The organism is Polaromonas sp. P3_B1 (genome assembly GCF_056402935.1).
In genome coordinates this window covers 184,312-206,794 of sequence record NZ_JBFUGK010000002.1, presented here as the reverse complement: position 1 = coordinate 206,794, position 22,483 = coordinate 184,312, and the positions used below count along the sequence as shown (strand labels likewise).

Sequence of the window (22,483 nt, the reverse complement as noted above, 5' to 3'; positions counted from 1 at the left end):
GCGTGAGGTGGCGGCCTTTCTGGCCTGACCGGGGTTGCTCCTTCTCCCTCTGGGAGAAGGCCGGGATGAGGGCCAGCGGCGTTGGTGTTTCGCCTTGCTTGGTTGCGGGCCGCCGGCCCTCACCCTAACCCTCTCCCAGGGGGAGAGGGAATAAGAGGGTTAGCCTTGTGCACAGGCGCCATTCCCCCTAGCATTGCCTCACTTTTACAACGAGGAGACATGATGGGCATGCTGGACTGGACGGAAAAAAGCAGCGCGGTACTGCAGCAAGGCGGGGTCATAAGCCCCGATGAACGCCTGCCCTGGCCGCAGACCGCCGTCATGGGCGTGCAGCACGTGATCGCGATGTTCGGCGCCACGGTGCTGGCGCCCATCCTGATGGGCTTTGACCCCAACATCGCCATTCTGATGAGCGGCATAGGCACGCTGATCTTCTTCCTGATTACCGGCGGCAAGGTGCCCAGCTACCTGGGCTCGAGCTTTGCCTTCATCGGCGTGGTCATCGCCGCCACGGCGTATGCCGGCAAGGGGTCCAACACCAACCTCGGCGTGGCGCTGGGCGGCATCATCGCCTGCGGCGCGCTGTACACGCTGATCGGCGTGGTGGTGCAGGCCGTCGGCACGGGATGGATAGAGCGCTTCATGCCGCCGGTGGTCACGGGCGCGGTGGTGGCGGTGATAGGCCTGAACCTGGCCGGCATTCCCGTCAAGAACATGGCTGCCGGCAATTTCGACGCGTGGATGCAGCTGGTGACTTTCGTCAGCGTGGCGCTGGTGGCGGTGATGGCGCGGGGCATGGTGCAGCGCCTCCTGATCCTGGTGGGCCTGATCCTTGCCAGCGTGATTTACGCGGTGCTCACCAACGGCCTGGGCCTGGGGAAACCGATTGACCTCTCGGGCATCGCCAACGCGGCCTGGATCGGCCTGCCGGGCTTTACGGCGCCGGTGTTCGACGCCAGCGCCATGCTGCTGATCGCACCCGTGGCCATCATCCTGGTGGCGGAGAACCTGGGCCACATCAAGGCGGTGACGGCCATGACCGGCAAGAACCTCGACGTGTACATGGGCCGCGCCTTTATCGGCGACGGCGTGGCCACCATGGTGTCGGGCGGCGCGGGCGGCACGGGCGTGACGACCTACGCCGAGAACATCGGCGTGATGGCCGCGACCAAGATTTACTCGACGGCCGTCTTTGTGGTGGCCGCGTTGATCGCGGTGCTGCTGGGCTTCAGCCCCAAATTCGGCGCGCTGATCCAGGCCATCCCGCTGCCGGTGATGGGCGGCGTGAGCATCGTGGTGTTCGGCCTGATCGCCGTGGCCGGCGCCAAGATCTGGGTGGACAACAAGGTCGACTTCTCGGACAACAAAAATCTCATCGTCGCGGCCATCACGCTGGTACTGGGCACTGGCGACTTCACGCTGCGCTTCGGCCAGTTCGCGCTGGGCGGCATAGGCACGGCCACTTTTGGCGCCATCCTGCTCTACGCACTGCTCAATCGCAAACGCTGAGTCGGCCCTCAACAAAAAAGCCCCGGCTGGTGATGCACCAGCCGGGGCTTTCTGACTTCAGGCCTGGTCGTTTTTAGCCGACGAAGCGGCCGCCGGCTCCCAGCACGCCCAGTTCCACGAACTTCGAACCCGCGAACGGCGGTGCGGCGTAGTCGATGCTGAAACCGCCGAGGTCGAACTTCTGCAGGCCGGCCAGCGCGTTGCGCAGCTTGGCGCGCGTTACCTCGCGGCCGGCGCGCTCAAGGCCTTCCGCCATGACCAAGGTGTTGATGTAGCTCTCAAAGCTGACCGGCGAGAACTCCTGCTGGCCGATGCTGCGCATGGCGGCCTGGTAGTCGCGCACCACCTGCAGCTTGGCGCGGTACGGGTCGGGGAACACCATGGTCAGCGCCAGGCCGGCGCCGGCCGCGCCCAAGGCCTTGATGCCGTCGCCGGCCAGCGTGACGCTCAGCCCCGCAATCGGCAGCGCGGGCGAAGCCTTCTTCAGCGCGGTAATCAGGCCGACGGAAACCGACCCTGCGGTGCCCAGCAGCACGGCGCCGGGCTTGGCCGCGACGACCTGGTTCACGACCTCATTGAGGTTCTTGCCGTCGACGGCCAGCGCCGCCTGGACTGCGGCCTTCCCGCCCTGCGCCTGCAGCGCGCGGCTGACGTCGAGCAGCACTTCCTTGCCGTAGTCGTTGTCCAGATAGACGACGGCCAGGTCCTTGATGCCCATGCTCACAATTCTCTGCACCAGGCGCTGGGTTTCGTCGGTGTAGCTGGCGCGCACGTGGAAGACGTTGCGCATGCCGGGCTTGCGCAGCGATGAAGCGCCCGAGCGTGGGCCGACGTAAGGCAGGTTGGACTCTTCAATCAGCGGCACGATGGCGGTGTTGTTGGGCGTGCCCACGCAGGACATCAGCGCGAAAATGCTGCCGTCGCCGATCATCTTCTTGACGTTGTCGGCGCTGCGCTGCGGCACATACCCATCGTCCATCATCTGGAACTGCAGCACCCGGCCGTTCACGCCGCCCTTGGCGTTGATCTGGCCCATGGCCGCGTCCACGCCCTGCTTCAGCTCGGCGCCCACGCCGGCCAGCGGGCCGGTGGTCGCACCTGTGCAGCCGATGGTGATGGCCTTGGCCGTCAGCCCGTCCTGGGCATAGGCATTGCGGATAAAAGCGGGGGCGGCGGCAAGGGCAGCCAATTGAGGGGCAAGCGAAAGGAAGCGGCGGCGAAACATCGCGAATCTCCAAAAAAGGGGGCGGCCGTGAAGCCGGAAGAACAAGGCCGTGCAGCCTTGGCGGTGAACAACAAGCTGCGGACCGGCGTAAAAGCGCGGACCGGCGGCGGAAGCACCGGAGTGTAATGGATTCTAGGTAAAAACCCTGATAAACCGTTCAACAACAGCAAAATCAGGGACAGGCCGCATGGGCCGCTGCCTTATTTGGTTTGAGCTCGCCCTGTCGCCTTGGCCAGGGCGGCCTTGGTGGCCCTGAGTTCGCGCTCCAGGTCGGCGCGCTCATCAATCTGCTGCTCCAGCACCTCGTTGACCTGGGCCAGGTCTTCCGCGGATTCCTGAATCCGGGTTTCCAGCGCATCGGTTTTTTCCAGCGCCTGGGCCACGTCGCCGGTTTGCACCTCGGGCGGAATTTCCTGTTTGAGCACCGTGTTGATCACCGTCAGTTCGGCGGCCGACTGCTCCGCGCTGTCTTTTACGGCCTCGTTCTGCTCGAGCGCCCGTTTCAGCGGCGTGGGTACGGAAGATAGGGACTGAGGCATGTCGGGGTCCTTGATGGAGGAGGCAGGACCGTTGCCGGCGATAAGCCTGCGCCAAAGCGGGGGGCTTACAAACGGCGCGCGGGATTCGCGGACGATTTTACGCGCATGCACCCGCGGCGTTCCTTCAAAGACCTGCGGCAGGCCGGGGTACCTTACCGGTTCCGGGCGGGACTGACGGCACGCGCCGGCGCGGACGCCGGCGATGCGGGCCCTGGGCTGAAGATCTTTCCCAGTGTGGCCCCTATGCGGGCGCCGATGGCCGTGCCTACACCCGGCAGCACGGCGGTGCCGACCACGGCGCCGGCGATGGCACTCTTGGGCACGGAGAATTTGACATCCTCGAGCGGCCCGCTGACGCTGAGCGGGACGCCCACAATGCCGTCCACCAGGTCGACCGCGAACTCGGCTTCGATCTGGCGGTTGGCGATTTTGGCCTGGCCCGATGCGCTCAGCGAGCCTGACCTTGCCTTGAGATTGGTGTACGTGATGACCATGCCCTGCGGCGTGTTCTGCGTATCGAGCTGGCCCGTGATCGAATCGAGCGGAGTCTGGCCGGCGTGCTCCTTGCCGGCGGTGCGTACGGCTTTGTCCAGGTCAAAGCGCAGCAGGGTGGACTTGCCGATGGTGAAGGGCGTCCGCGTATGCAAGGAGCGCGCGAGCTCACCCATGGTGTCGCCGTTGGCGGAAAGCGTGGTCTCGCCCGATGCATTGCCGGCGACGACGGACCGGCGGTTGAACGCCGCCATCATGCTTTCGACCTCCACGCCCCGCGGCTGCAGCGTGCCCTCCAGGTGCATGCGGCCGTTGGCGCGGAAGTCCAGCCTGAGTTCGCCGTCGGCCGTGCCCCCGCCGACATGGATGCGCGCGGCCCAGCGGTCTTCCTGGCCGTGGCGCGTCAGCAGCAGGTCGGTCGCGGGCTTAAAGCCGGGCCGGCGCAACTCGGCCTTGCGCGGGCGCCAGCCGGGGTCGAAATCGACTTCGCCCTCATACACCACCGCGATGCCGCGCCGCGAGATCCAGGTCACGTCGCGAAACACAAAGCGCGCAAGCGGCAGTTCTTCGCTCGCCATCTCGTCCTTCTCGCGCCCGCTGCCCAGGCCGTGCAGCGAGAGCTGGGGCACCACGGCGCCTTCCAGGTCGGCCCGGTCTATCTTGATGCGGCGCTGCGCCAGCGCGAACACGTCGGGATAGGCGGTCATTTTTTTGATCACGATGGGCTGCGGCTGCTCGGTGGCGGCGTCCTCCATCACCACGGCCGGCGAAGGCAGCAGCCGCCAGTGCACCGCGCCCACGCGAACCTTGACGCCGAGCTGCCTTTCGAGTTCCACCGAAGCGCGGCGGGCCAGTTCCTCGTCGGACGGCACCAGGCGCAGCACTGCGAGCCAGGCGGCGGCCGCCAGGATCGCGATGATGCCCAGGGCCAGCAGCCATCTGCTTTTGCGTGTCATTGATGAAGCCTCTTTCTCATGCCCACCAAGCTTAGGGTGCGGCCCGGCTGTTGCCTGGGCGACAAGCCGCCCATCTTCTGTAGGCCGCAACCGTATAGTGGGAGACCGACATTCCGTGGAGCCCATCACATGCGCATCTGGCAACAACCCATTTCCGTCGCGCTGCTCACCGCCGCCAACGCCGACAGTGCGGTGACACACCTGGGCATCGAGTTCCTGGAAGTCGGCGACGACTTCATACGCGCACGGGTGCCGGTGGACCGACGCACGGTGCAGCCGTATGGCCTGCTGCACGGCGGTGTGTCGGTGGTGCTGGCCGAAACCCTGGGCTCCTGCGGCGCGGCTTTTGCGGCGCCCGCGGGCCATCGGGCCGTGGGGCTGGACATCAACGCCAACCACCTCAAGGGCACGACCAACGGTTGGGTCACAGGCATCACGCGCCCGGTGCACATAGGCCGCAGCACCCAGGTCTGGCAGATAGACCTGCACAACGACGCGGGCGAGCTGACCTGTGTGTCGCGCATCACCATGGCGATGCTGCGGCCGGGGTGACGCGGGCGTGATGCAGCGTGACGCGATTCGGGCCTTACAGATGTAAGCGCGGTAGGAAGCGCCTGGGTTTGCGGCGCATGGCAATTCGCTTAAGTTACCAATTGAAACAAATTCGCCTCCCACCAGTGCCAGCATCGAGGCTTGCGACTGCCAGCGCTTGACCAGCGCGCCCGTGGCGGGTTTTGCCGGGCTTTGCCAGGCAATTTTCCCTCGTAAAAGCGCAACACGCGGCCGCCCAGGGCTGGATGGGGTGGCGCCTGGTTTCTCTCAGGCTTCATACTTTTTTTATCTGGAGAGGTGGCCGGGATCGTATTTGATCTTATGGGAAGTCGTCCGTAATGTTCGCCCAAAGAAGCGCAGAGGTAACAAATGGACACGAAGAACGTAAGACTGCTGGCCACGGCGATATTGGCTGCCGCCTTGTGCGGCGCGGGACAAGCCCAGATCGTGATCGGCCAGACCGCCGGGTTCACCGGCCCCGTGGCGGCCGGCGTCAAGGAGAACACGGACGGCGCGCGCCTGTGGTTCGACGCGGTGAACGCGCGGGGCGGTATCGCGGGCCGGCCGCTGGAGCTGGTGTCGCTGGACGACAAGTTCGATCCCAAGCTCGCCAGCGAAAACGCGCAGAAACTGGCCGATCGCGGCGCCATTGCCCTCTTCCTGACGCGCGGCACGCCCCCGACCGAGGCGGTGCTGCCCGTGCTGCAAGCCAACCACATGCCGCTGGTAGGCCCCTCGACGGGCGCGATGATCCTGCACCAGCCGGTGAACCGCTATGTGTTCAATGTACGCGCGACCTACCAGCGCGAGGCCCAGAAAGCCATTGAACACCTGAATACGCTGGGAATCACGCGCATCGCCCTTGTGCATGCGGACGACTCCTTCGGCCGCGACGGCCTGGAGGGGGCCAACAGGGGCTTTGCCCAGGCCAAGCTCACCCCCACACATGTGCTGAAAGCCGACCGCAGCAAGCCCGACTACAGCGTACTCGTGCCGCCCATCGTGGCAAGCGACGCGCAGGCCGTGCTGTGGATAGGCTCGGCCAACGCGGTGGCCGAAGGGGTAAAGGCCATCCGCGCCACCAAGTCGTCCATCCGTGTGGTGACCTTGTCCAATAACGCCTCGGCGGGCTTCGTCAAGGCGCTGGGCGAGCATTCGCGCGGCGTCATCGTCACGCAGGTCTACCCGTCCGAGCGCTCCTATGCCTACACCATGGTGCAGGAAGCCATGGACCTGGCCAAGGCCAAAAACCTGGCGCTGTCGCCCGCCGTGCTGGAAGGCTATGCCGCCGCCAAGGTGCTGGTGGAAGGCCTGCGGCGCGCGGGCAAGAACCCGACGCGGGAGACGCTGCTGACAGCCCTGGAAAACATGAAGCGCTACGACCTGGGCGGTCTGGAGGTGAGCTTCAGCCCCGACGACCACACGGGCCTGGAGTTCGCGGACCTTTCCATCGTGGACCTTGAAGGCCGCTTCGTGCGCTGAGGCGCGGCCCTGCAACCCTCGCACTCATCAGCGACATCCACAGGGGAAAGCCATGATGGAATGGAAAAGGTCGCTGCACAGCTGGCTGTACGAAAGCTCCACACAGATACCGAAGGCGCAACTGGAGGAGCTGCGGTTCCAGCTTCAGGAGGCGCTTGAGCAATGCGAAGGACCGATGTGCGAACGCATGCGCTGGCGCATCGATGCGGCGTGCACGGCGCAGCACCTCTGGCTGTTGCGCGGGGAAATATTCCAGTTGGTGTCGCGCCAGTTCTGCCAGGAGGAAGCGGCGCGGCGCATCAATGCGCTGCTGCCCGCCTTCACGGGCCGCTTGCCGCGGCGCATGCTGACGCGGGTCTAGGCGGCTGCCCCTGTCTTATTCAGTGGCGGCGCGCGCCATGCGTTCGCTCTTCCAGTACACGTCGTCGCCGCCATTCATGCGGTTGAGCACGCGCGACAGCACAAACAGCAGGTCGCTCAGGCGGTTGAGGTACTGGCGCGGCGCTTCCTTCAAGGGCTCGGTCGCGCCCAGCGCCACCACGGCGCGTTCGGCGCGGCGCGCGACGGTGCGGCACACATGCGCCAGCGAAGCCGCGCGCGAGCCCGCCGGCAGGATGAATTCGGCCAGGCGCGGCAGCGCCGCATTGTGTTGGGCCAGCGCTTCGTCCAGCAAGGCCACGGCCTCGGGCTTGAGCAATTCAAAGCCCGGGATGGACAGCTCGCCGCCGAGGTTGAAAAGCTGGTGCTGCACCTCCACCAGCAGCTCGCGCACGCCGGGCGGCAGCTCCTCACACAGCAGCACGCCGATGTGCGAATTCAATTCATCGACGTCGCCCATGGCGTGAACGCGCAGACTGTCCTTGGACACGCGCGTGTTGTCGCCCAGGCCGGTGGTGCCGTTGTCGCCGGTGCGGGTTGCGATCTGTGAAAGTCTGTTGGCCATGGTGCGAAGCGCGATGAGGCGCGATGTGAAAGTCAATGAAGCAAAAGGACTAAAACGCAAAGCTGGAGCGTTACGCCCGGCAAGAAAATGTGTCGACCTGAGCCATCATGTGAGTGAGGCAACACCCTGAAAAACTGCTGGCCGCGAGGCGCGGGCTGGGTTGCAATGGCGGCTTGTTCACTCTTTGAAAGACTTCTCGCATGACCATGCACACGACAGCAACATCCCCTGCGAAACAATCGAATCATTCTATTCCCGGTATGCCTGGCTTTGAGTTGCGCAGCGTGTTGCTGGTGGCCGCACTGGTTGCGGGCGCCGCCGGTGCGGCGCGCGCGCAGAGCGCACCGCCGTCCCCCGCCAGCCCCAGCAGCCCTCCTTCGCAGATGGCGCCCTCCGCAACCCCGGGCGCCGTGCCGCAAAACCGCACCACCACCAAGGACGTCGAAGCAGCTTTCGGCCGCGCCGATGCCAACAAGGACGGCAAGCTGGACCGCCAGGAGGCCGAACACCTGCCGGCCGTGGCGCAACGCTTCGAGCAGATCGACACCAACCACGACTCCTTCATCTCGCTGCCCGAACTCACCAAGGCGGCCATGGGCTCCTGATGGCCCATGCCACAGCCTGCCGCGTGCGCGAGGCTGCTCAGGTCTTGCTCCTTCCCCCGCTGGGGGAAGGTTGGGATGGGGGCTAGCGGCCGTAGAAGAAGTGTTTGCTCAAGCGCCGCTGGCCCCCACCCCTGCCCTCCCCCAGTGGGGGAGGGGAGTAAAAAGGGGGAATAGATCCTTATCTCCAACCCGCGGCCGCAAATAGCCGCAAGCTCCGGACCTTATTGGTACAACGGCGTACACGTCGTAAACTGTGCCACCGACCGGAGACAACAATGAACGCCCCCCTTCCCCAGCACCTGCTTCCCGAGATCCACCAGCGCGAAACGCCTGCCGCGCTCATTGCCGCGCTCAAGGCGCGCTTTGCCGAGCGCTGCTCAACCGCCCTGGTGGTGCGCGAGCAGCACGGCCGCGACGAGTCCTCCTTCGCCGCGCCGCCGCCTTCGGCCGTGGTGTTCGCCGAAAGCACGCAGGACGTGGCCGATGCGGTGAAGCTGGCCAGCGAGCACAACGTACCTGTCATCCCCTTCGGCGTGGGCACTTCGCTCGAAGGCCACTTGCTGGCCGTGCAGGGCGGCATCAGCATCGACGTGAGCCGCATGAACAAGGTGCTGTCCATCAACGCCGAAGACCTGACCGTCACTGTGCAGCCCGGCGTGACGCGCAAGCAGCTCAATGAAGAAGTCAAAAGCACCGGCCTGTTCTTCCCGATAGACCCGGGCGCCGACGCGACCCTGGGCGGCATGAGCGCCACGCGCGCCAGCGGCACGAACGCCGTGCGCTACGGCACCATGCGCGAGAACGTGCTGGCGCTGGAAGTCGTCACCGCCGACGGCAGCGTGATACGCACCGGCACACGCGCCAAAAAATCATCGGCCGGCTACGACCTGACCCGCCTCATGGTGGGCAGCGAAGGCACGCTGGGCGTGATCACCGAAGTCACCGTGAGGCTTTACCCGCTGCCCGAGGCCATCTCGGCCGCGGTGTGCTCTTTCCCGAGCATAGAGGCCGCGGTGCGCACCACGATTGAAGTGATACAGCTGGGCGTGCCGATCGCGCGTGTGGAGCTGATAGACCACAACACCGTGCGCATGGTGAACACGCACTCCAAGCTCACGCTGCGCGAAGAGCCCATGCTGCTGATGGAGTTCCACGGCACGCCCAGCAGCGTGAAGGAACAGGCCGAGCTGGTGCAGGAGCTTGCCAGCGGCCATGGCGGCAATGCCTTTGAATGGGCCAGCACACCGGAAGAACGCACGCGCCTCTGGACGGCGCGGCACAACGCCTACTTCGCGGCCATCCAGTCGCGGCCCGGCTGCCGCGCGATCTCCACCGACACCTGCGTGCCGATCTCTCGCCTGGCAGATTGCCTGCTGGAGTCGGTGGCGGAGGTCGACGCCAGCGGCATCCCCTACTTCCTGGTCGGCCACGTCGGCGACGGCAACTTCCACTTCGGCTACCTGATAGACCCGACCATCCCCAAGGAGCGCGAAGTCGCCGAGGCGCTGAACCACAAACTCGTGAGCCGCGCGCTGGCGCTCGAAGGCACTTGCACCGGCGAGCACGGCGTAGGCCTGCACAAGATGGACTTCCTGGTAACGGAGACCGGCGACGGCGCGGTCGACATGATGCGCACCATCAAACGCGCGCTGGACCCGAAGAACATCATGAACCCAGGCAAGATTTTTTCGCTGTCCTGAAGCCGCATCGCCTCAGCCCCCGGCCTGAACCTGAAGGCCGTGATCGCCGAGCGTGAAAAAGAACGTGGCGCCCCGGCCGGGCTCCGAGCGCGCCCACACCCTCCCTCTGTGCCGCGCCACGACGGCGTGGACAATCGCCAGGCCGGTGCCCAGGCCGGGGAATTCGTCCGCCGCGTGCAGCCGCTGGAAGGGCGTGAAGAGCTTGTCGGCACAAGCCATGTCAAAGCCCACGCCGTTGTCCCGGATCCACCACATCGGCGCGCCGGATTCATCCTGGCCGCAGCCGACCTCTATTTCCGAAACGTCGCGGGTGGCGCTGAACTTCCAGGCATTGCCGACCACATGCCACACCACCGCCGCCAGCAGGCTGCGGTCGGCGTGCGCGGGCCGCGTGGGCCCGGCAAACAGCCTCACCCGCCGGCCCGGCTCCTGCTCGCGCAGCTGGGCGACCATGGCCTTCACCAGCCCACTGACATCCACCGTCTGTATCCACAGGCTTCTGCTGGAGACGCGTTCCAGTTCCAGCAAGGCGTCGGCGCAGGCGTCCACCTGACGGGTGGCGCGCAGGATGCGTTGCATGAGCTTGCGGCCTTGCGCGTCGTTCGTTTCAAGCAGCCGGCGATCCAGGAGTTCGCCGAAGCTGCCCAGGGAGATCAGGGGCTGCCGGAGGTCGTGGGCCAGCAGGCTCATGAAGGTGTTCATGCGCTCGTTGGCCGCGTTGAGTTCGGCGGCGCGCTCGTGCACACGCTGCTCCAGGTGCTTGTTGAGCGCGAAGATCTCCGCGCGCGCCAGGATGTTGCGACTCATCTCCCGCCTGACCGACGCCATCAGCACGACAAACACCGCCACCGCCAGGCCTATGGTCACGAGAAGCGACACCAGCATGGTGGTACGGCCCTTTTCCAGGGCGCCGGCCTGCTCGCGCCGCAGCGACTGCTGCGCGGTTTCAAGCTCCCGCTGCAGCCGGGAAAACTCCGCGAACAGCACCACGCTGGCGAAGGAGTCGCCCGCATCGCCGTAGCCGGCCGGCAGCGGCGCGCCCGGTGATGCGGACAGCGCATCGGCCGTCACGCGCTGCGCGCGCGCCAGCGAGGCCTGGAGCACCGCGACACGCTGCTGCTGGCCGGCCGCCATGTGGTCCGCATGCCCGGTGAAGTCCACCACCGAGCGGTAGGTGTAGCTGGCCGATGCCACCAGGACCACCAGTGTGCCGGCCATGGCGAGCACCACCTTGACCTCCAGCGGGGAGAGTTCGGTTTCCATGCTGCTGAGCGAGGTGTCACGGGCGTGCGCAGCGACCACGGCAAGGCCCAAGGCGGTGAAGGCCAGCGCGGTGTTGACAGCGACGGGCGGCAGCCAGACGTCGGTAACCAACTCGCTGGCATGCCAGAGGTAGCCCAGCAGGCTGACCACGCCTATGCTGGCAACCTGGCCGCCGCACACATAGGCCAGCCAGCCCGCGTAGCGGCAGCGCACAAAGCCCAGCCCGATACCCAGCATGAAAAATGTCCAGGCGCTAAAGGGCGACATGCGGCCGGGGGCCAGGTTGTAGGCATTGGCCCCGTCGCGAAACAGCAGTTCATCGATGCGCAGGTCGACCGCGAAGAGGTATTCAAACAGCGTGGCCGCGCCGATGGCGCTGACGGCGGCGGCCAGGGCGTAACCCCAATAACGCATTCTTTTTTCATGGCGGCGCAAACCCACGAGCAGGGCCGCGGCGCACAGGCACAGGCCGATGGCCGTGTTGGGTTTCATCTGGACGGCGCCCGGTATCAGGCTTTTCAGGATGTCCAGCTGCAGCACCCAGCCCAGCAGCCCCACGGCACCCATGGCCATGGCAAGGCCCGCGGCAACCAGAACGGTATGCCTCCTGATGTGGCTCAGATTAAAGGTGCGCACGGCGGACCCCATTGCTTCTTCGCCGGCGCGGCCAACTCCGGAGGGACGTCCGAAAACCTGGCCGCGCCCTTGAACACAAAGATTAGCACTTAATTACTCAATTAGGTTGAATAATTAACACTATCGGGGTATGACTCACCGCGCTGGAGCGGAAAAGAAAAAGCCCCCTGGAGGAGGGGGCTACGGCACAACGCGAAAGGGCCTTGTCCGGGATGGCCAGACGGGCTACTTGTTGCCGCGCAGGCGCTCGATCAGCCCGTTGAGTTCGTCCATGGAGGCGAACTGTATGGCCACTTCGCCCATGTCTTCGCGTCTGCCGTTGCGCTTGACCTGTTTCTTGACGCGCACCTCCACGTCGGCCATCAGCAGGTCTGCCAATTCTTCCTCGACGCGGCGCGTGTCGCGTGATTTTTCTTTCGCGGCTTTTTGCGGCTTGAGCGAGAACTCGGCGCTCAGTTTCTTGACCAGGCTTTCGGCTTCGCGCACCGACATTTTTTTGGCGGAGATCTGATTGGCCGCGGTGATTTGCGCGGCGCGGTCCAGAGCCAGCAGCGCGCGCGCGTGGCCCATGTCGAGGTCGCCCGCCATCAGCATGGTTTGCACCGGGTCGGCCAGATTCAGCAAACGCAGCAGGTTGGAGGCCGCGCTGCGCGAGCGGCCCACGGCCTGCGCGGCGAGCTCGTGCGTGAGGCCGAACTCCTTGACCAGGCGCTGCAGGCCGTGCGCTTCTTCAAGCGGGTTGAGGTCTTCGCGCTGGATGTTTTCAATCAGCGACATGGCGGCGGCCGACTCGTCGGGCACGTCGCGCACCAGCACCGGCACGCTGTCCAGGCCGGCCAGCTTGGCCGCGCGGAAGCGCCGTTCGCCGGCGATGATTTCGTACTTGCCGTCGTTGGCGCCCGACGTCAGTCGCCGCACCAGGATGGGCTGCATGATGCCCTGCACCTTGATGGATTCGGCCAGCTCGTAGAGCGCGCCCTCGTCCATGCGGGTGCGCGGCTGGTACTGGCCGGCGACCATGTCTTCCAGCCGCAGCGAGGCCGGCAGGCCCGGGCTGTTGGCGCTGGTGCTGGCGTTCTCGGCGTCGGTGGCGGTCTCGCTGACCTTGGGGCCGAGCAATGCTTCGAGCCCGCGGCCCAGGCCTTTGGGTTTTTTGGTGACCATGGTTTCTATTCCTTCAATCCGTCAATGTTGTGATGTATCGCGCAGTGTTATTGGGGCGTGAGGCTGCCGCCCAGGGACTGCAGCACGCCGCGCCACAGGGCGTCGCGCTCTTCGTAAGGTTGTGCGTCCTGCTTGCCGCTGGCCTGTTCCCAGGCCGATGTCAGCACCAGCACAATGCCGGTGGAGGGCTGCACATAGACCGTCTGGCCGTGGATGCCCTGCATGGCGAAGGTGCGCGCCCGCATGGGCATGAGCCAGAACTGGTAGCCGTAGCCGAAGTAAGGCGTGGCCGTGCGCGGCTTGAAAGCCTGCGGCTGGCGCGTCGCGTCGGTGGCGTCCAGCAAATACTCCAGCGGCAGGACCTGCAGCGCGCCGGGCTTGCCGGTGGCTTTGTCGATGGCGCGGCCGTCATTGGCCAGCAGCTGGCCCAGGCGCGCCCAGTCGCGCAGGCTGGCGTTGAAAGCGCCATAGGATTGTTCCTGCCCGTCGACGGAGATGCGCCAGAAGGCGTCGTGCTCGGCGCCCATGGGTTTCCAGATCCACTCGGCGGTGAGCTCGGACATGTTCTTGCCGGCGGCGGCCACCACCACGCGGCCCAGCACATCGGTCTCGGAGCCGGCGTAGACAAATTTTTCGCCGGGCGGCGAGTGGCGGTCGGTGATGGACTTCAGCACGTCCACCGGTTTGCCCGCGCCGGGCGCACCGGCGCCGGCACGCGACAGGCGGGCGATGTCGTCCTTGCCGTCATAGCGCTCGGTAAAAGTGAGGCCCGAGCTCATGCGCAGCAGCTGGCGCAGGGTGGTCGCGCCGTAGGGGCTGCCGGCGAGTTCCTTGACGTATTTTTCAGCCGGGTCGTCGAGCGAGGCGATCAAGCCCAGCGAGAGCGCCTTGCCGACCAGCAGCGAGGTCACGCTCTTGGCCATGGAGAAGGACAGAAAGCGCGCGTCGTCCTTGCGGCCGTAGCGGTAGTGTTCGGCGACGATTTCGCCGTTTTTCAAGATCAGCAAACCGGTGGCACGCTGGCGCTCCAGGTAGTCGGCCAGGGTGTAGTGGGTGTTCTTGTAGCGGTAGCTGATGGACGCGGGGCCGGCCGCGCGTGGCAGCGGACTGGCCTCGGCCGGGCGTGCGACCACGCGGGTCTGCACACCATGCACCTTGTCCATGGTCGACCAGGAGCCGACACGGTAAGGATTGCTGTACCAGGTGCTGGCGTTGCCCAGCGGGTAGCCCTGCGATTTGCCAAGCAGCTCTTCATCGGGCTCGGCATGCAGCGCGGTACAGGCGAGCGAGGCGGCCAGGGCGGCAACCGCCAGCGCGGTGGATGCAAAGCAGGAACGCGAGCGGGAGCGGGCGAAAGAGCGAGGCAAGGGCATGGGTTCTCTTGTTATGAATGTTGGTGTTCGAGAGAAGCGGGCAGTGCTTGAAGGCGCTGCAATTTTTCAAACGCCTCGGGCCAGTCGCCCAGGCCGCTGTCGGCATTGAGGTGGCCGCGCGGCCCGGCGTCGACAAGCTCGGCGCCCCAGGCCGCCGCGAACTGGCGTGCACGCGCAGGCGCGCAGAACGGGTCGTCGCTGCTGCAAAACACCACGGTGGGAAAAGGCAGCTTGCCCAGGGACACGGGCGCCCAGCCCGGCAGCATCTGGCGCACGTCCTCGCGTTCCACGTCGGGCGGCGCCACCAGCAGCGCGGCCTTGACGCGGTGGGTGTTGCGCGAGTGCGAAGCCCAGGCGGCGGTCAGCATGCAGCCCAGGCTGTGCGCGACCAGCACGGCCGGCTCGTCGCAAGCGAGCAGCACCTCTTCAAGCCGCGCGCTCCAGTCGCCGCGCAACGGCCGCATCCAGTCGTGCTGCTCGACGCGGGTGTAGCCGTGCGCGCTTTCCCAGCGGCTTTGCCAGTGGCCGGGGCCGCTGTTTTGCCAGCCGGGGAGTATCAGGACATTGCGGGGGTTCATGCTGCGCGGGGCTTGATCGCTACTATATTGATAGCGCAAAGGCGCCTGTGTATGGGGCCTTGACCGGTTTGAATCACATCGCCTTGATGCGATCGACCATCTCTTCGGCGAAAGTGACGAAAGCTTGCGCGCCGCGGGAGGCCGGGTCAAACACCACGCCGGGCAGGCCGTAGCTGGGCGCTTCGGCCAAGCGCACGTTGCGCGGGATCACGGTGTTGAAGACCTTGTCGGCGAAGTGTTCCTTGAGCTGGTCACTGACCTGCTGCTGCAGGGTGATGCGCGGGTCGAACATCACCCGCAGCAGGCCGATGATCTGCAAATCCTTGTTGAGGTTGGCGTGCACCTGCTTGATGGTGTTGACCAGGTCGGTCAAGCCTTCGAGCGCAAAGTACTCGCACTGCATGGGCACGATCACGCCGTGCGCGCAGCACAGGCCGTTGAGCGTCAGCATGCTCAGGGACGGCGGGCAGTCGATGAGCACGAAGTCGTACTGGCTGTCGACTTCGGCCAGCGCGAGCTTGAGGCGCTTTTCGCGACGCTCGACGTCGACCAGTTCAACCTCGGCGCCGGCCAGTTCGCGGTTTGCGCCCAGCACGTCATAGCCGCATTTTTCGCTGTGCACCCGGGCTTCGGCCACAGAGGCGGATTCGAGCAGCACGTCGTACACCGTCATCTCGAGCTGGCGCTTGTCCACGCCCGAACCCATGGTGGCATTGCCCTGCGGGTCCAGGTCGATCATCAACACCCGCTGGCCGACTTTGGCCAGCCCCGCCGCCAGATTGACCGTGGTGGTGGTCTTGCCCACCCCGCCCTTTTGGTTGGCAACGCAGAATATTTTGGCCATGTGTGCTTTTAGTTTTTGTTCGAAAGAGGACGCGAAATGCGATAACGGCTGGCGGCCAAGAGCCGCTTATTTGGAAACCGCGAGCTTGAGGCCGAAGCCGATCAGGAAGACACCGGCCAGCTTGTTCAGGATGGTCGTGATTTTGGGGTTGGCGCGAATGCGCTCGGCCAGGTGGTAGGTGATCATCACTGAGCACAGGCCATACAGAAAAGTCAGCCCGGCAATCGTGGACGCCATCACGGCAAATGTTTTCAGGCCCTGGTGCTGGGCCGGGTCGACAAACAGCGGAAAGAAAGCCATGTAGAACACGATGGCCTTGGGGTTCAGCAAGGTGATCAGCAGTGCCTGCTTGAAGTAGTGGCGGGGCTTGATGTTCAGCAGGGGCGCGTCGCCGGGCTTGGCCACCAGCATCTTGATGCCCAGCCAGGCCAGGTAAATCGCCCCGGCCCACTGGACGATGTGGAACGCCGTCGGGTAAGCCGCCATGATGGCCGACACGCCGGCCACCGCCGCCCAGAGCAAAACCTGGTCGCCAGCGATGACGCCAAAGGTCGCGCCCAGGCCGCCGGCAATACCGCCCTTGCTGGTCGAAGTGATCAGCGCGAGGTTGCCCGGGCCGGGAATCAACAAAAACACAATGATGGCGACGACAAAAGCGCCGTAGTCGGCGATGCCGACGAATGAGCCCAACATGGAGGTTCTCCAGAAAGTAGAGAAAAGTGAGAGGGTGAGTTTACGACAGGGGTGTGCCGCCCCAATGCCAAATCAGCCGATCAGGGCGGATTCGGTGTTCGAGACGGTTTCTTTTTGTGCCCGAACAACGGACCGGGCGGCATCGCCCTCTTCCAACGGTCGCCCAGCCGGGATCAGGGAGCGGTCTTTTTCCGCATCCAGACCATGCAGCGCTCGGCATCCAACCCCGGAACCTGCAGCTGTTCCACGTGAAACACCTCGGTCCCAGCCGGCAAGGCGGCGATTTCCTCGGCCGGGTGTTTGCCCTTCATGGCCATCCAGGCGCCTTGCGGCGCCAGGGCGCCGACCGACCAATTGGTGAAATCGGGGAGCGAAGCGAAGGCCCGGGAGCAGATCACCTCAAACGGCGTGGCAATGGTTTCGACCCGGGCGTGCAATCCCGAGAGATTGGGCAGCTTGAGCGCCAGGGCCGCCTGTTTGATAAAGGCGGCTTTTTTGGCGACCGTGTCCACACAGGTGACGGTCACTTCCGGGCAGCAGATCGCGATGACCACCCCAGGCAGGCCGGCGCCGGATCCCACGTCCAGCAATCTGGCGCCCTGCCCCAGCCCGGCTTTTTGCAGGTGGCGCCGCAACGGCAGCACCGCGGCCAGGCTGTCCAGCAGGTGGTGGGTCAGCATTTCGGCCGGGTCGCGCACCGCCGTCAGGTTGTAGACCTTGGTCCACTTGCCGATCAAATCCTGGTAATCCAGCAGCTGGCCGACCTGGGCGTCGCCCAGCTCCAGTTGCAGCGCCTTCAGGCCGGCGCGCAAATCCTGTTCACCGGCCCGCATCAGGCTTTGGCTTTTTCGTTGGCGGCCTCAGCTGCCTGGAGCGGAACCGTGTTTTTCCACAGGTTCTTTTTCAGGTGCACCAGCAGCAGGGAGACGGTGGCCGGCGTGATGCCCGAGATGCGCGAGGCCATTCCCAGGGTTTCGGGCCTGTGCTTGGCCAGGGTCTGGCGCGCTTCAAAACTCAGGGCCGAAACCTGCAGGTAGTCCAGGTCGGCCGGCAATTTGAGGTTTTCATAATGGGCGGCACGCTCTACCTCGGTCTTTTGCAGGTCGATATAGCCGGCGTACTTGGCGGTGATTTCAATCTGCTCGATCACGCTTTTGGCCAGGTCGTCGCTGGCCGCGGCTTCGGCCGCCAGTTCGGGGTTGGCGTACTTGCCCTCCTCCAGTGACATCAACCCGGCATAGTTCACATCGGGGCGGCGCAGCAGGTCCAGCAGGTTGTACTCGCGCTCAATCGACTTGCCCAGCACGCGCTCGGCTTCGGCCGCCGGCAGGTTGTTGGGGTTGACCCAGATCGCCCTGAGCCGGGCTGTTTCACGTGAAACCGTATCGCGTTTGCGGTTGAAGGCGTCCCAGCGGGCGTCGTCGACCAGGCCCAGTTCGCGGCCTTTTTCGGTGAGGCGCATGTCGGCGTTGTCCTCACGCAGCATCAGGCGAAACTCCGCCCGGCTGGTGAACATGCGGTAAGGCTCGGTCACGCCCTTGGTGATCAGGTCGTCGACCAGCACGCCCAGGTAGGCCTCGTCGCGCTTGGGCAGCCAGGCATCCTTGCCCTGGCATTGCAGCGCGGCGTTGATGCCGGCGAACAGACCCTGGGCTGCCGCCTCTTCATAACCGGTCGTGCCGTTGATCTGGCCGGCAAAGAACAGGCCGCCGATCGCCCGGGTTTCAAAGCTGGATTTCAGCGCCCGCGGGTCGAAATAGTCGTACTCGATGGCATAGCCGGGCCGCAGGATGTGGGCGTTTTCCATGCCGGCCATGGACCGCACCAGGTCGTACTGGATGTCAAAAGGCAGGCTGGTCGAGATGCCGTTGGGGTAGATCTCGTGGGTCGTCAGGCCTTCGGGTTCCAGGAAAATCTGGTGGCTGTCCTTGTCGGCGAAGCGGTTGATCTTGTCTTCCACGCTGGGGCAGTAGCGCGGGCCGACGCCGTCAATCTTGCCGGTGAACATGGGGCTGCGGTCAAAACCGGAGCGGATGATCTCGTGGGTGCGCTCGTTGGTATGGGTGATCCAGCACGGCACCTGCCGCGGGTGGGCAATGCCGCCGCCCATAAAACTGAACACCGGCACCGGCCCCTCGATGCCGCCGGGCATACCGTCCCCGGGCTGCTCTATGCATTTGCTGAAGTCAATCGTGCGGCCATCGATGCGCGGCGGCGTGCCGGTCTTGAGCCGGCCCTGCGGCAGCTTGAGCTCCTTGAGCCGGGCCGAGAGCGACACCGCCGGCGGGTCGCCCGCCCTGCCGGCCGAGTAGTTGTTGAGGCCGACGTGGATCTTGCCGTCCAGGAAAGTCCCGGCCGTCAGCACCACGGTGCGCGAGCGGAACTTGATGCCGACCTGAGTGACGGCGCCGACCACGCGGTCGCCCTCCACCATCAGGTCGTCGACGGCCTGCTGGAACAGCCAGAGATTGGGCTGGTTTTCCAGCCTGCGGCGAATCGCCGCCTTGTACAGAATGCGGTCCGCCTGCGCCCGGGTCGCGCGCACGGCCGGGCCCTTGGAGCTGTTCAGGATGCGGAACTGGATGCCGCCTTCGTCGGTGGCCAGCGCCATCGCGCCGCCCAGGGCGTCCACTTCCTTGACCAGGTGGCCCTTGCCGATGCCGCCTATCGAAGGGTTGCAGCTCATCTGGCCCAGCGTCTCGATGTTGTGCGACAGCAGCAAAGTCTTGCAGCCCATGCGGGCCGAAGCCAGGGCGGCCTCGGTGCCGGCATGGCCGCCGCCGACCACGATCACGTCAAATTCTTGGGGGTAAAACATATCCAACCTTCAGCTTTCTATCAATTCAGTGGCCAGGCCCATGCCGCGTGCCACCTGCGCCTGGCGCCTGTCCGCCGTGACAAACAGGTCCACCCGGCTGGCCAGCGCGCTGCCCACATGCAGCGCGTCCATGCCGCGCAAAGGGCCCTGCTCCATCGCGGCAAAGGCAAAGCGCTCGACATGCGCGTCCAGCGGCACCAGGGTCATGTCGGCCACGTCGCGCTGCGCCGCAGCCCAGGCCCGGTCAAATTCCGGCGCCGGCAGGCTGCCGTCACGCCGGCGCCGCAGCAGCGCCGAGGCCACCTCGGTCTTGCAGTGCGCCGCCACCAGCAGCTCGCTGGCCGCCTCGAACAACATCAGCACCCGGTCGCGCCCGGCCTCGCTGGCGTAGCGTTTGGTCAGCGCCGAGGCGTCGAACATCAACCGCGCCTCGCCGTCGCGCGCCACCAGGCGGGTGGCGGTGGCGGCCTGCGGTGCATAAGCGGCTTGTGCCCTCTTCACCATGGCGATTCATTCCGTTCGTCCAGCACCGCCTGCGACAGCGACACGCCGGGCGGCAGGACCACGGGTTCAAACGGCTTTTTCCAGCTCGGGACTTTGGCGGCGTCTTCTTCCGCCTTCAGGGGCACGAGTTCGGCCACCGGCTTGCCGTGCCGGAGTATGCGGACGGTTTCGCCCTGCTCCACCAGGTCGATCATGGCGGAGGCATTGGCGCGAAACTCGCTGAGTGCGATGGTGTGCATTTTGTACAAATTCCAATGTTTTGTACATTTTAGCGGGTTTGTGCTTGCAAGCCGCTCCGCACGCAGTTTTTCACCTTACAGCCTGTGGTGAAATCGGACGCATGAACGCCCCCCAAAAACTCCTGATCTTCGCCGGCAGCACCCGCCAGAACTCCTACAACCGCAAGCTGGCCCATGTCGCGGCCGCCCTGGCGCGCGCAGCCGGCACCGAAGTCACCCATATTGAATTGGCCGACTTCGACATCCCCATGTACAACGCCGACCTCGAGGCCAAAGGCACGCCGCCCGACGTCATGAAGCTCAAGCAGATCATGTACGAGCACCCGGCCTGGATCATCTGCTCGCCCGAATACAACGGCAGCTACACCGCGCTGCTCAAGAACACCGTCGACTGGGTGTCCAGCCCTGTCAAGAGCGACCCGGCCTGGCACGATGGCTTCAAGTCTTTCAGCGGCAAGGTGGTGGGCGTGCTCAGCGCCTCGCCCGGCGCGCTGGGCGGCCTGCGTTCGCAAAGCCACCTGGTGCCGTTGCTGCTCAATGCGCAATGCTGGGTCGCGCCCAAGGCTTTTGCCCTGGGCCGCGCCGGCGATGCCTTTGATGCCGAGGGCCAACTGCTCAACGAAGCCAGCATCAAGAATGTGCAGGCGGTGATCGACCAGGTGCTGTTCGCCTCGCAACGCCTGGCAGCATGAGCGCGCGCCCGGGCCGCTGGTTGTGCAGTCTGGTGGCCTGTTGCCTCGCCTCATGCGCTTATGCCATGGACGTGGAGATCAGGGAGCCCTATATCTTTCTGTCGGGCAAGGTGACCGGCAATGAGCAACGGATCTTGCAGACCGCGATAGAGGAACACCCCGGCATCACGACAGTGGTGCTCAAAAACTCCTCCGGCGGGGACGCCCGGTCCGGGTATGCCACCGGGGAATACATCCGCGAAAAAGGCCTGGCAACCTTGCTATCGGGCTATTGCCGCTCTTCCTGCTCGCGCATGTTTCTTGGCGGCAAAACACGCGCCTACTCCGACGACCAGCCTCTCGACAAAACAGCGGTGGCCTTCCACGGCAACTACGCGCAGGACGGCAGCCTGCAGCAGGCACGCATGCCGGCGTTGAAAGCCTGGATCATCAAATACAGCGACGGCAAAGCCAATCCCGAGTTGGTAGAGCAATGGGTCAACCTGTCCAACCGGAACGGCTTCGCGTATTTCTATCACCCCCAAGTGCCCGGCATCGGCCCCGAGGGCGTGATGCTGTGCCAGGGAAGCGAAGACCCGAAGCTGCGCAAGGAGCAGTGCGCAAAACCTGAGCAGGGTAACGCGCTGGCCAACGGGATCGTGACAACGCTGGAGATCGCGAAGATACCCCGGTGACCGTCGCATTAATTCGTGGCGAGCATACGTGCCCGCTCCATCGCCCTGGCCCTGGTCACTGCCAGTTCCTCAGGCGCCACCAATGTCGGCGCGGCGCTGATTTCCGCCTCGACCGCGATATCCAGAAAGCGCAGCCAGCGCCGCATATAGGGCTTCTGGAAATCTGAATCGTCCTCGTCAGGCTGCAGCGGATAAGCGCCGGCGCTTGAATACACCAGCGTCGCACTTTTGCCGGGCAGCAGGGCCTGGTAACCGGCCTGCCGCGACCAAGACCAGTTCTGCCCCGGCAAGGTCACCACGTCAATGAAATGCTTGAGCCGGTAAGGGATGCCGAAATTCCACATCGGCAGGCTGAAGAGGTAACGGTCGGCTGCGTTAAAGCGCTGCGACACGGCCACCGCGCGCGCCCACAGCGCCTGCTGCGGCGCCGTCGCGTTCTGCGCGCGCAGCACGGCAAACTTCGCGGCAATCATGTCGGCGTCAAAGGGCGGCAAGTCGATATCCCAGACATGGAGGATGTCCACCGTGTCTTCGGGATGCGCTTCGCGCCAGGCATCCAGCCAGGCGGCGGCAACCGTGCTCGACGTTGACGCGGACTGCATGGGCGAGGCTTCGATATGGAGCAGATGGGTCATGGGGTTTCTCCGTGCTGGGGGCTCATCACGCTGTGCCGTCCAGCAGGCGCAGGCCCACCATGCCGGCCACGACAAACGCCACGCACAGCAGGCGCAAGGCGGAGGCGCTTTCGCCCATCCAGAGAATGCCGATCACGGTGACGCCGACCGAGCCTATGCCGGTCCAGATCGCGTAGGCCGTGCCCACCGGCAAAGTCCTGACGGCATGCGTCAAAAAGAAAATGCTCGCGCCGGCCGCGGCCACGCCCAGCACGCTGGGTAAAAGCCGCGTCCAGCCCTGCGAAGATTTGAGGAGCAAGGCCATCGCGATTTCGACGATGCTTGCGGCGAGCAGGTACAACCAGGCCATGGAGAGTCTTTCTCGGGT

General features: G+C 65.1%; 24 protein-coding genes. 8 read left to right on the top strand and 16 right to left on the bottom strand.

What is annotated here, in order from left to right:
• The first annotated feature begins 222 nt into the window (after positions 1-222).
• Complete coding sequence (locus tag AC1DXS_RS02430) at positions 223-1,509, top strand: solute carrier family 23 protein (RefSeq protein WP_477735991.1); 1,287 nt, start codon at positions 223-225, stop codon at positions 1,507-1,509.
• A 73-nt stretch (positions 1,510-1,582) separates the two neighbouring features.
• On the opposite strand, the gene AC1DXS_RS02425 is transcribed toward AC1DXS_RS02430, so the two are convergent.
• The 3 genes from AC1DXS_RS02425 to AC1DXS_RS02415 form a co-directional block, all read right to left on the bottom strand.
• The gene (locus tag AC1DXS_RS02425; RefSeq protein WP_477735987.1) at positions 1,583-2,734 is read right to left on the bottom strand and encodes an ABC transporter substrate-binding protein; all 1,152 of its coding nucleotides are present in this window, start codon (positions 2,732-2,734) and stop codon (positions 1,583-1,585) included.
• A gap of 200 nt (positions 2,735-2,934) precedes the next feature.
• On the bottom strand, positions 2,935-3,273 hold the full coding sequence (locus AC1DXS_RS02420) for a hypothetical protein (protein WP_477735986.1): 339 nt from the start codon (positions 3,271-3,273) through the stop codon (positions 2,935-2,937).
• A gap of 152 nt (positions 3,274-3,425) precedes the next feature.
• Complete coding sequence (locus AC1DXS_RS02415; protein WP_477735985.1) at positions 3,426-4,721, bottom strand: hypothetical protein; 1,296 nt, start codon at positions 4,719-4,721, stop codon at positions 3,426-3,428.
• Between the two features lie 129 nt (positions 4,722-4,850).
• Here AC1DXS_RS02415 and AC1DXS_RS02410 point away from each other — a divergent pair, with 129 nt between their 5' ends.
• The 3 genes from AC1DXS_RS02410 to AC1DXS_RS02400 all read left to right on the top strand — a co-directional run bounded on the left by AC1DXS_RS02410 (position 4,851) and on the right by AC1DXS_RS02400 (position 7,116).
• A complete protein-coding gene (locus AC1DXS_RS02410; RefSeq protein WP_477735984.1) occupies positions 4,851-5,273 on the top strand; it encodes a hotdog fold thioesterase in 423 nt (140 codons plus the stop codon).
• Between the two features lie 369 nt (positions 5,274-5,642).
• The gene (locus AC1DXS_RS02405; protein ID WP_477735983.1) at positions 5,643-6,755 is read left to right on the top strand and encodes an ABC transporter substrate-binding protein; all 1,113 of its coding nucleotides are present in this window, start codon (positions 5,643-5,645) and stop codon (positions 6,753-6,755) included.
• A gap of 52 nt (positions 6,756-6,807) precedes the next feature.
• Positions 6,808-7,116, top strand: a complete 309-nt coding sequence (locus tag AC1DXS_RS02400; protein WP_477735982.1) for a hypothetical protein — start codon at positions 6,808-6,810, stop codon at positions 7,114-7,116.
• Positions 7,117-7,131: 15 nt separating this feature from the next.
• On the opposite strand, the gene AC1DXS_RS02395 is transcribed toward AC1DXS_RS02400, so the two are convergent.
• On the bottom strand, positions 7,132-7,698 hold the full coding sequence (locus tag AC1DXS_RS02395) for a cob(I)yrinic acid a,c-diamide adenosyltransferase (RefSeq protein ID WP_477735981.1): 567 nt from the start codon (positions 7,696-7,698) through the stop codon (positions 7,132-7,134).
• Positions 7,699-7,958: 260 nt separating this feature from the next.
• Between AC1DXS_RS02395 and AC1DXS_RS02390 the strand changes: the two genes are divergently transcribed.
• Positions 7,959-8,303 (top strand): EF-hand domain-containing protein, encoded by a 345-nt coding sequence (locus AC1DXS_RS02390; RefSeq protein ID WP_477735980.1) that lies wholly within the window; start codon positions 7,959-7,961, stop codon positions 8,301-8,303.
• A gap of 275 nt (positions 8,304-8,578) precedes the next feature.
• Positions 8,579-10,003, top strand: a complete 1,425-nt coding sequence (locus AC1DXS_RS02385; protein ID WP_477735979.1) for an FAD-binding oxidoreductase — start codon at positions 8,579-8,581, stop codon at positions 10,001-10,003.
• A gap of 12 nt (positions 10,004-10,015) precedes the next feature.
• On the opposite strand, the gene AC1DXS_RS02380 is transcribed toward AC1DXS_RS02385, so the two are convergent.
• The 10 genes from AC1DXS_RS02380 to AC1DXS_RS02335 all read right to left on the bottom strand — a co-directional run bounded on the left by AC1DXS_RS02380 (position 10,016) and on the right by AC1DXS_RS02335 (position 20,115).
• Positions 10,016-11,839: a sensor histidine kinase gene (locus AC1DXS_RS02380; protein WP_477735978.1), complete on the bottom strand. Its 1,824-nt coding sequence runs from the start codon at positions 11,837-11,839 to the stop codon at positions 10,016-10,018.
• Between the two features lie 288 nt (positions 11,840-12,127).
• On the bottom strand, positions 12,128-13,066 hold the full coding sequence (locus AC1DXS_RS02375; protein ID WP_477735977.1) for a ParB/RepB/Spo0J family partition protein: 939 nt from the start codon (positions 13,064-13,066) through the stop codon (positions 12,128-12,130).
• 47 nt (positions 13,067-13,113) lie between these two features.
• Positions 13,114-14,439 (bottom strand): serine hydrolase domain-containing protein, encoded by a 1,326-nt coding sequence (locus AC1DXS_RS02370; protein ID WP_477735976.1) that lies wholly within the window; start codon positions 14,437-14,439, stop codon positions 13,114-13,116.
• Positions 14,440-14,450: 11 nt separating this feature from the next.
• Positions 14,451-15,017 (bottom strand): RBBP9/YdeN family alpha/beta hydrolase, encoded by a 567-nt coding sequence (locus AC1DXS_RS02365; RefSeq protein WP_477735975.1) that lies wholly within the window; start codon positions 15,015-15,017, stop codon positions 14,451-14,453.
• 73 nt (positions 15,018-15,090) lie between these two features.
• Positions 15,091-15,861, bottom strand: a complete 771-nt coding sequence (locus AC1DXS_RS02360) for a ParA family protein (protein ID WP_477735974.1) — start codon at positions 15,859-15,861, stop codon at positions 15,091-15,093.
• A gap of 66 nt (positions 15,862-15,927) precedes the next feature.
• Positions 15,928-16,554 (bottom strand): LysE family transporter, encoded by a 627-nt coding sequence (locus AC1DXS_RS02355; protein WP_477735973.1) that lies wholly within the window; start codon positions 16,552-16,554, stop codon positions 15,928-15,930.
• Between the two features lie 173 nt (positions 16,555-16,727).
• Positions 16,728-17,387, bottom strand: coding sequence for a 16S rRNA (guanine(527)-N(7))-methyltransferase RsmG (rsmG, locus tag AC1DXS_RS02350; RefSeq protein ID WP_477735972.1), 660 nt, complete (start codon positions 17,385-17,387; stop codon positions 16,728-16,730).
• A complete protein-coding gene (gene mnmG / locus AC1DXS_RS02345; RefSeq protein WP_477735971.1) occupies positions 17,387-19,372 on the bottom strand; it encodes a tRNA uridine-5-carboxymethylaminomethyl(34) synthesis enzyme MnmG in 1,986 nt (661 codons plus the stop codon). The genes rsmG and mnmG overlap by 1 nt, the downstream gene beginning before the upstream one ends.
• 9 nt (positions 19,373-19,381) lie before the next feature.
• Positions 19,382-19,876 carry a type II toxin-antitoxin system VapC family toxin gene (locus tag AC1DXS_RS02340; protein ID WP_477735970.1) on the bottom strand — a complete coding sequence of 165 codons (495 nt, stop codon included), beginning with the start codon at positions 19,874-19,876 and terminating at the stop codon, positions 19,382-19,384.
• On the bottom strand, positions 19,870-20,115 hold the full coding sequence (locus tag AC1DXS_RS02335) for a type II toxin-antitoxin system Phd/YefM family antitoxin (protein WP_413330049.1): 246 nt from the start codon (positions 20,113-20,115) through the stop codon (positions 19,870-19,872). The genes AC1DXS_RS02340 and AC1DXS_RS02335 overlap by 7 nt, the downstream gene beginning before the upstream one ends.
• Positions 20,116-20,216: 101 nt before the next feature.
• Between AC1DXS_RS02335 and AC1DXS_RS02330 the strand changes: the two genes are divergently transcribed.
• Positions 20,217-20,807 carry an NADPH-dependent FMN reductase gene (locus AC1DXS_RS02330; protein ID WP_477735969.1) on the top strand — a complete coding sequence of 197 codons (591 nt, stop codon included), beginning with the start codon at positions 20,217-20,219 and terminating at the stop codon, positions 20,805-20,807.
• Positions 20,804-21,481: a hypothetical protein gene (locus tag AC1DXS_RS02325; RefSeq protein ID WP_477735968.1), complete on the top strand. Its 678-nt coding sequence runs from the start codon at positions 20,804-20,806 to the stop codon at positions 21,479-21,481. The genes AC1DXS_RS02330 and AC1DXS_RS02325 overlap by 4 nt, the downstream gene beginning before the upstream one ends.
• An 8-nt stretch (positions 21,482-21,489) precedes the next feature.
• On the opposite strand, the gene AC1DXS_RS02320 is transcribed toward AC1DXS_RS02325, so the two are convergent.
• Together AC1DXS_RS02320 and AC1DXS_RS02315 are read right to left on the bottom strand one after the other, a co-directional pair.
• Positions 21,490-22,116 carry an FMN-dependent NADH-azoreductase gene (locus AC1DXS_RS02320; RefSeq protein ID WP_477735967.1) on the bottom strand — a complete coding sequence of 209 codons (627 nt, stop codon included), beginning with the start codon at positions 22,114-22,116 and terminating at the stop codon, positions 21,490-21,492.
• 25 nt (positions 22,117-22,141) lie between these two features.
• Positions 22,142-22,465 carry a DMT family transporter gene (locus AC1DXS_RS02315; RefSeq protein WP_477735966.1) on the bottom strand — a complete coding sequence of 108 codons (324 nt, stop codon included), beginning with the start codon at positions 22,463-22,465 and terminating at the stop codon, positions 22,142-22,144.
• Between the last annotated feature and the right edge of the window lie 18 nt (positions 22,466-22,483).

Excerpts from the sequence above, each read along its gene's own strand:
- AC1DXS_RS02395 (WP_477735981.1), bottom strand. The coding sequence starts at position 7,698 with ATGGCCAACAGACTTTCACAGATCGCAACCCGCACCGGCGACAACGGC.
- AC1DXS_RS02355 (WP_477735973.1), bottom strand. The coding sequence starts at position 16,554 with ATGTTGGGCTCATTCGTCGGCATCGCCGACTACGGCGCTTTTGTCGTC.
- rsmG (WP_477735972.1), bottom strand. The coding sequence starts at position 17,387 with ATGCGGGCCGGTGAACAGGATTTGCGCGCCGGCCTGAAGGCGCTGCAA.
- AC1DXS_RS02410 (WP_477735984.1), top strand. The coding sequence starts at position 4,851 with ATGCGCATCTGGCAACAACCCATTTCCGTCGCGCTGCTCACCGCCGCC.
- AC1DXS_RS02335 (WP_413330049.1), bottom strand. The coding sequence starts at position 20,115 with ATGCACACCATCGCACTCAGCGAGTTTCGCGCCAATGCCTCCGCCATG.
- AC1DXS_RS02430 (WP_477735991.1), top strand. The coding sequence starts at position 223 with ATGGGCATGCTGGACTGGACGGAAAAAAGCAGCGCGGTACTGCAGCAA.
- AC1DXS_RS02405 (WP_477735983.1), top strand. The coding sequence starts at position 5,643 with ATGGACACGAAGAACGTAAGACTGCTGGCCACGGCGATATTGGCTGCC.
- AC1DXS_RS02375 (WP_477735977.1), bottom strand. The coding sequence starts at position 13,066 with ATGGTCACCAAAAAACCCAAAGGCCTGGGCCGCGGGCTCGAAGCATTG.
- AC1DXS_RS02390 (WP_477735980.1), top strand. The coding sequence starts at position 7,959 with ATGCCTGGCTTTGAGTTGCGCAGCGTGTTGCTGGTGGCCGCACTGGTT.
- AC1DXS_RS02315 (WP_477735966.1), bottom strand. The coding sequence starts at position 22,465 with ATGGCCTGGTTGTACCTGCTCGCCGCAAGCATCGTCGAAATCGCGATG.
- AC1DXS_RS02325 (WP_477735968.1), top strand. The coding sequence starts at position 20,804 with ATGAGCGCGCGCCCGGGCCGCTGGTTGTGCAGTCTGGTGGCCTGTTGC.
- AC1DXS_RS02415 (WP_477735985.1), bottom strand. The coding sequence starts at position 4,721 with ATGACACGCAAAAGCAGATGGCTGCTGGCCCTGGGCATCATCGCGATC.
- AC1DXS_RS02365 (WP_477735975.1), bottom strand. The coding sequence starts at position 15,017 with ATGAACCCCCGCAATGTCCTGATACTCCCCGGCTGGCAAAACAGCGGC.
- AC1DXS_RS02330 (WP_477735969.1), top strand. The coding sequence starts at position 20,217 with ATGAACGCCCCCCAAAAACTCCTGATCTTCGCCGGCAGCACCCGCCAG.
- AC1DXS_RS02320 (WP_477735967.1), bottom strand. The coding sequence starts at position 22,116 with ATGACCCATCTGCTCCATATCGAAGCCTCGCCCATGCAGTCCGCGTCA.
- AC1DXS_RS02425 (WP_477735987.1), bottom strand. The coding sequence starts at position 2,734 with ATGTTTCGCCGCCGCTTCCTTTCGCTTGCCCCTCAATTGGCTGCCCTT.
- AC1DXS_RS02380 (WP_477735978.1), bottom strand. The coding sequence starts at position 11,839 with ATGGCCATGGGTGCCGTGGGGCTGCTGGGCTGGGTGCTGCAGCTGGAC.
- AC1DXS_RS02370 (WP_477735976.1), bottom strand. The coding sequence starts at position 14,439 with ATGCCCTTGCCTCGCTCTTTCGCCCGCTCCCGCTCGCGTTCCTGCTTT.
- AC1DXS_RS02360 (WP_477735974.1), bottom strand. The coding sequence starts at position 15,861 with ATGGCCAAAATATTCTGCGTTGCCAACCAAAAGGGCGGGGTGGGCAAG.
- AC1DXS_RS02400 (WP_477735982.1), top strand. The coding sequence starts at position 6,808 with ATGATGGAATGGAAAAGGTCGCTGCACAGCTGGCTGTACGAAAGCTCC.
- AC1DXS_RS02340 (WP_477735970.1), bottom strand. The coding sequence starts at position 19,876 with ATGGTGAAGAGGGCACAAGCCGCTTATGCACCGCAGGCCGCCACCGCC.
- AC1DXS_RS02385 (WP_477735979.1), top strand. The coding sequence starts at position 8,579 with ATGAACGCCCCCCTTCCCCAGCACCTGCTTCCCGAGATCCACCAGCGC.
- mnmG (WP_477735971.1), bottom strand. The coding sequence starts at position 19,372 with ATGTTTTACCCCCAAGAATTTGACGTGATCGTGGTCGGCGGCGGCCAT.
- AC1DXS_RS02420 (WP_477735986.1), bottom strand. The coding sequence starts at position 3,273 with ATGCCTCAGTCCCTATCTTCCGTACCCACGCCGCTGAAACGGGCGCTC.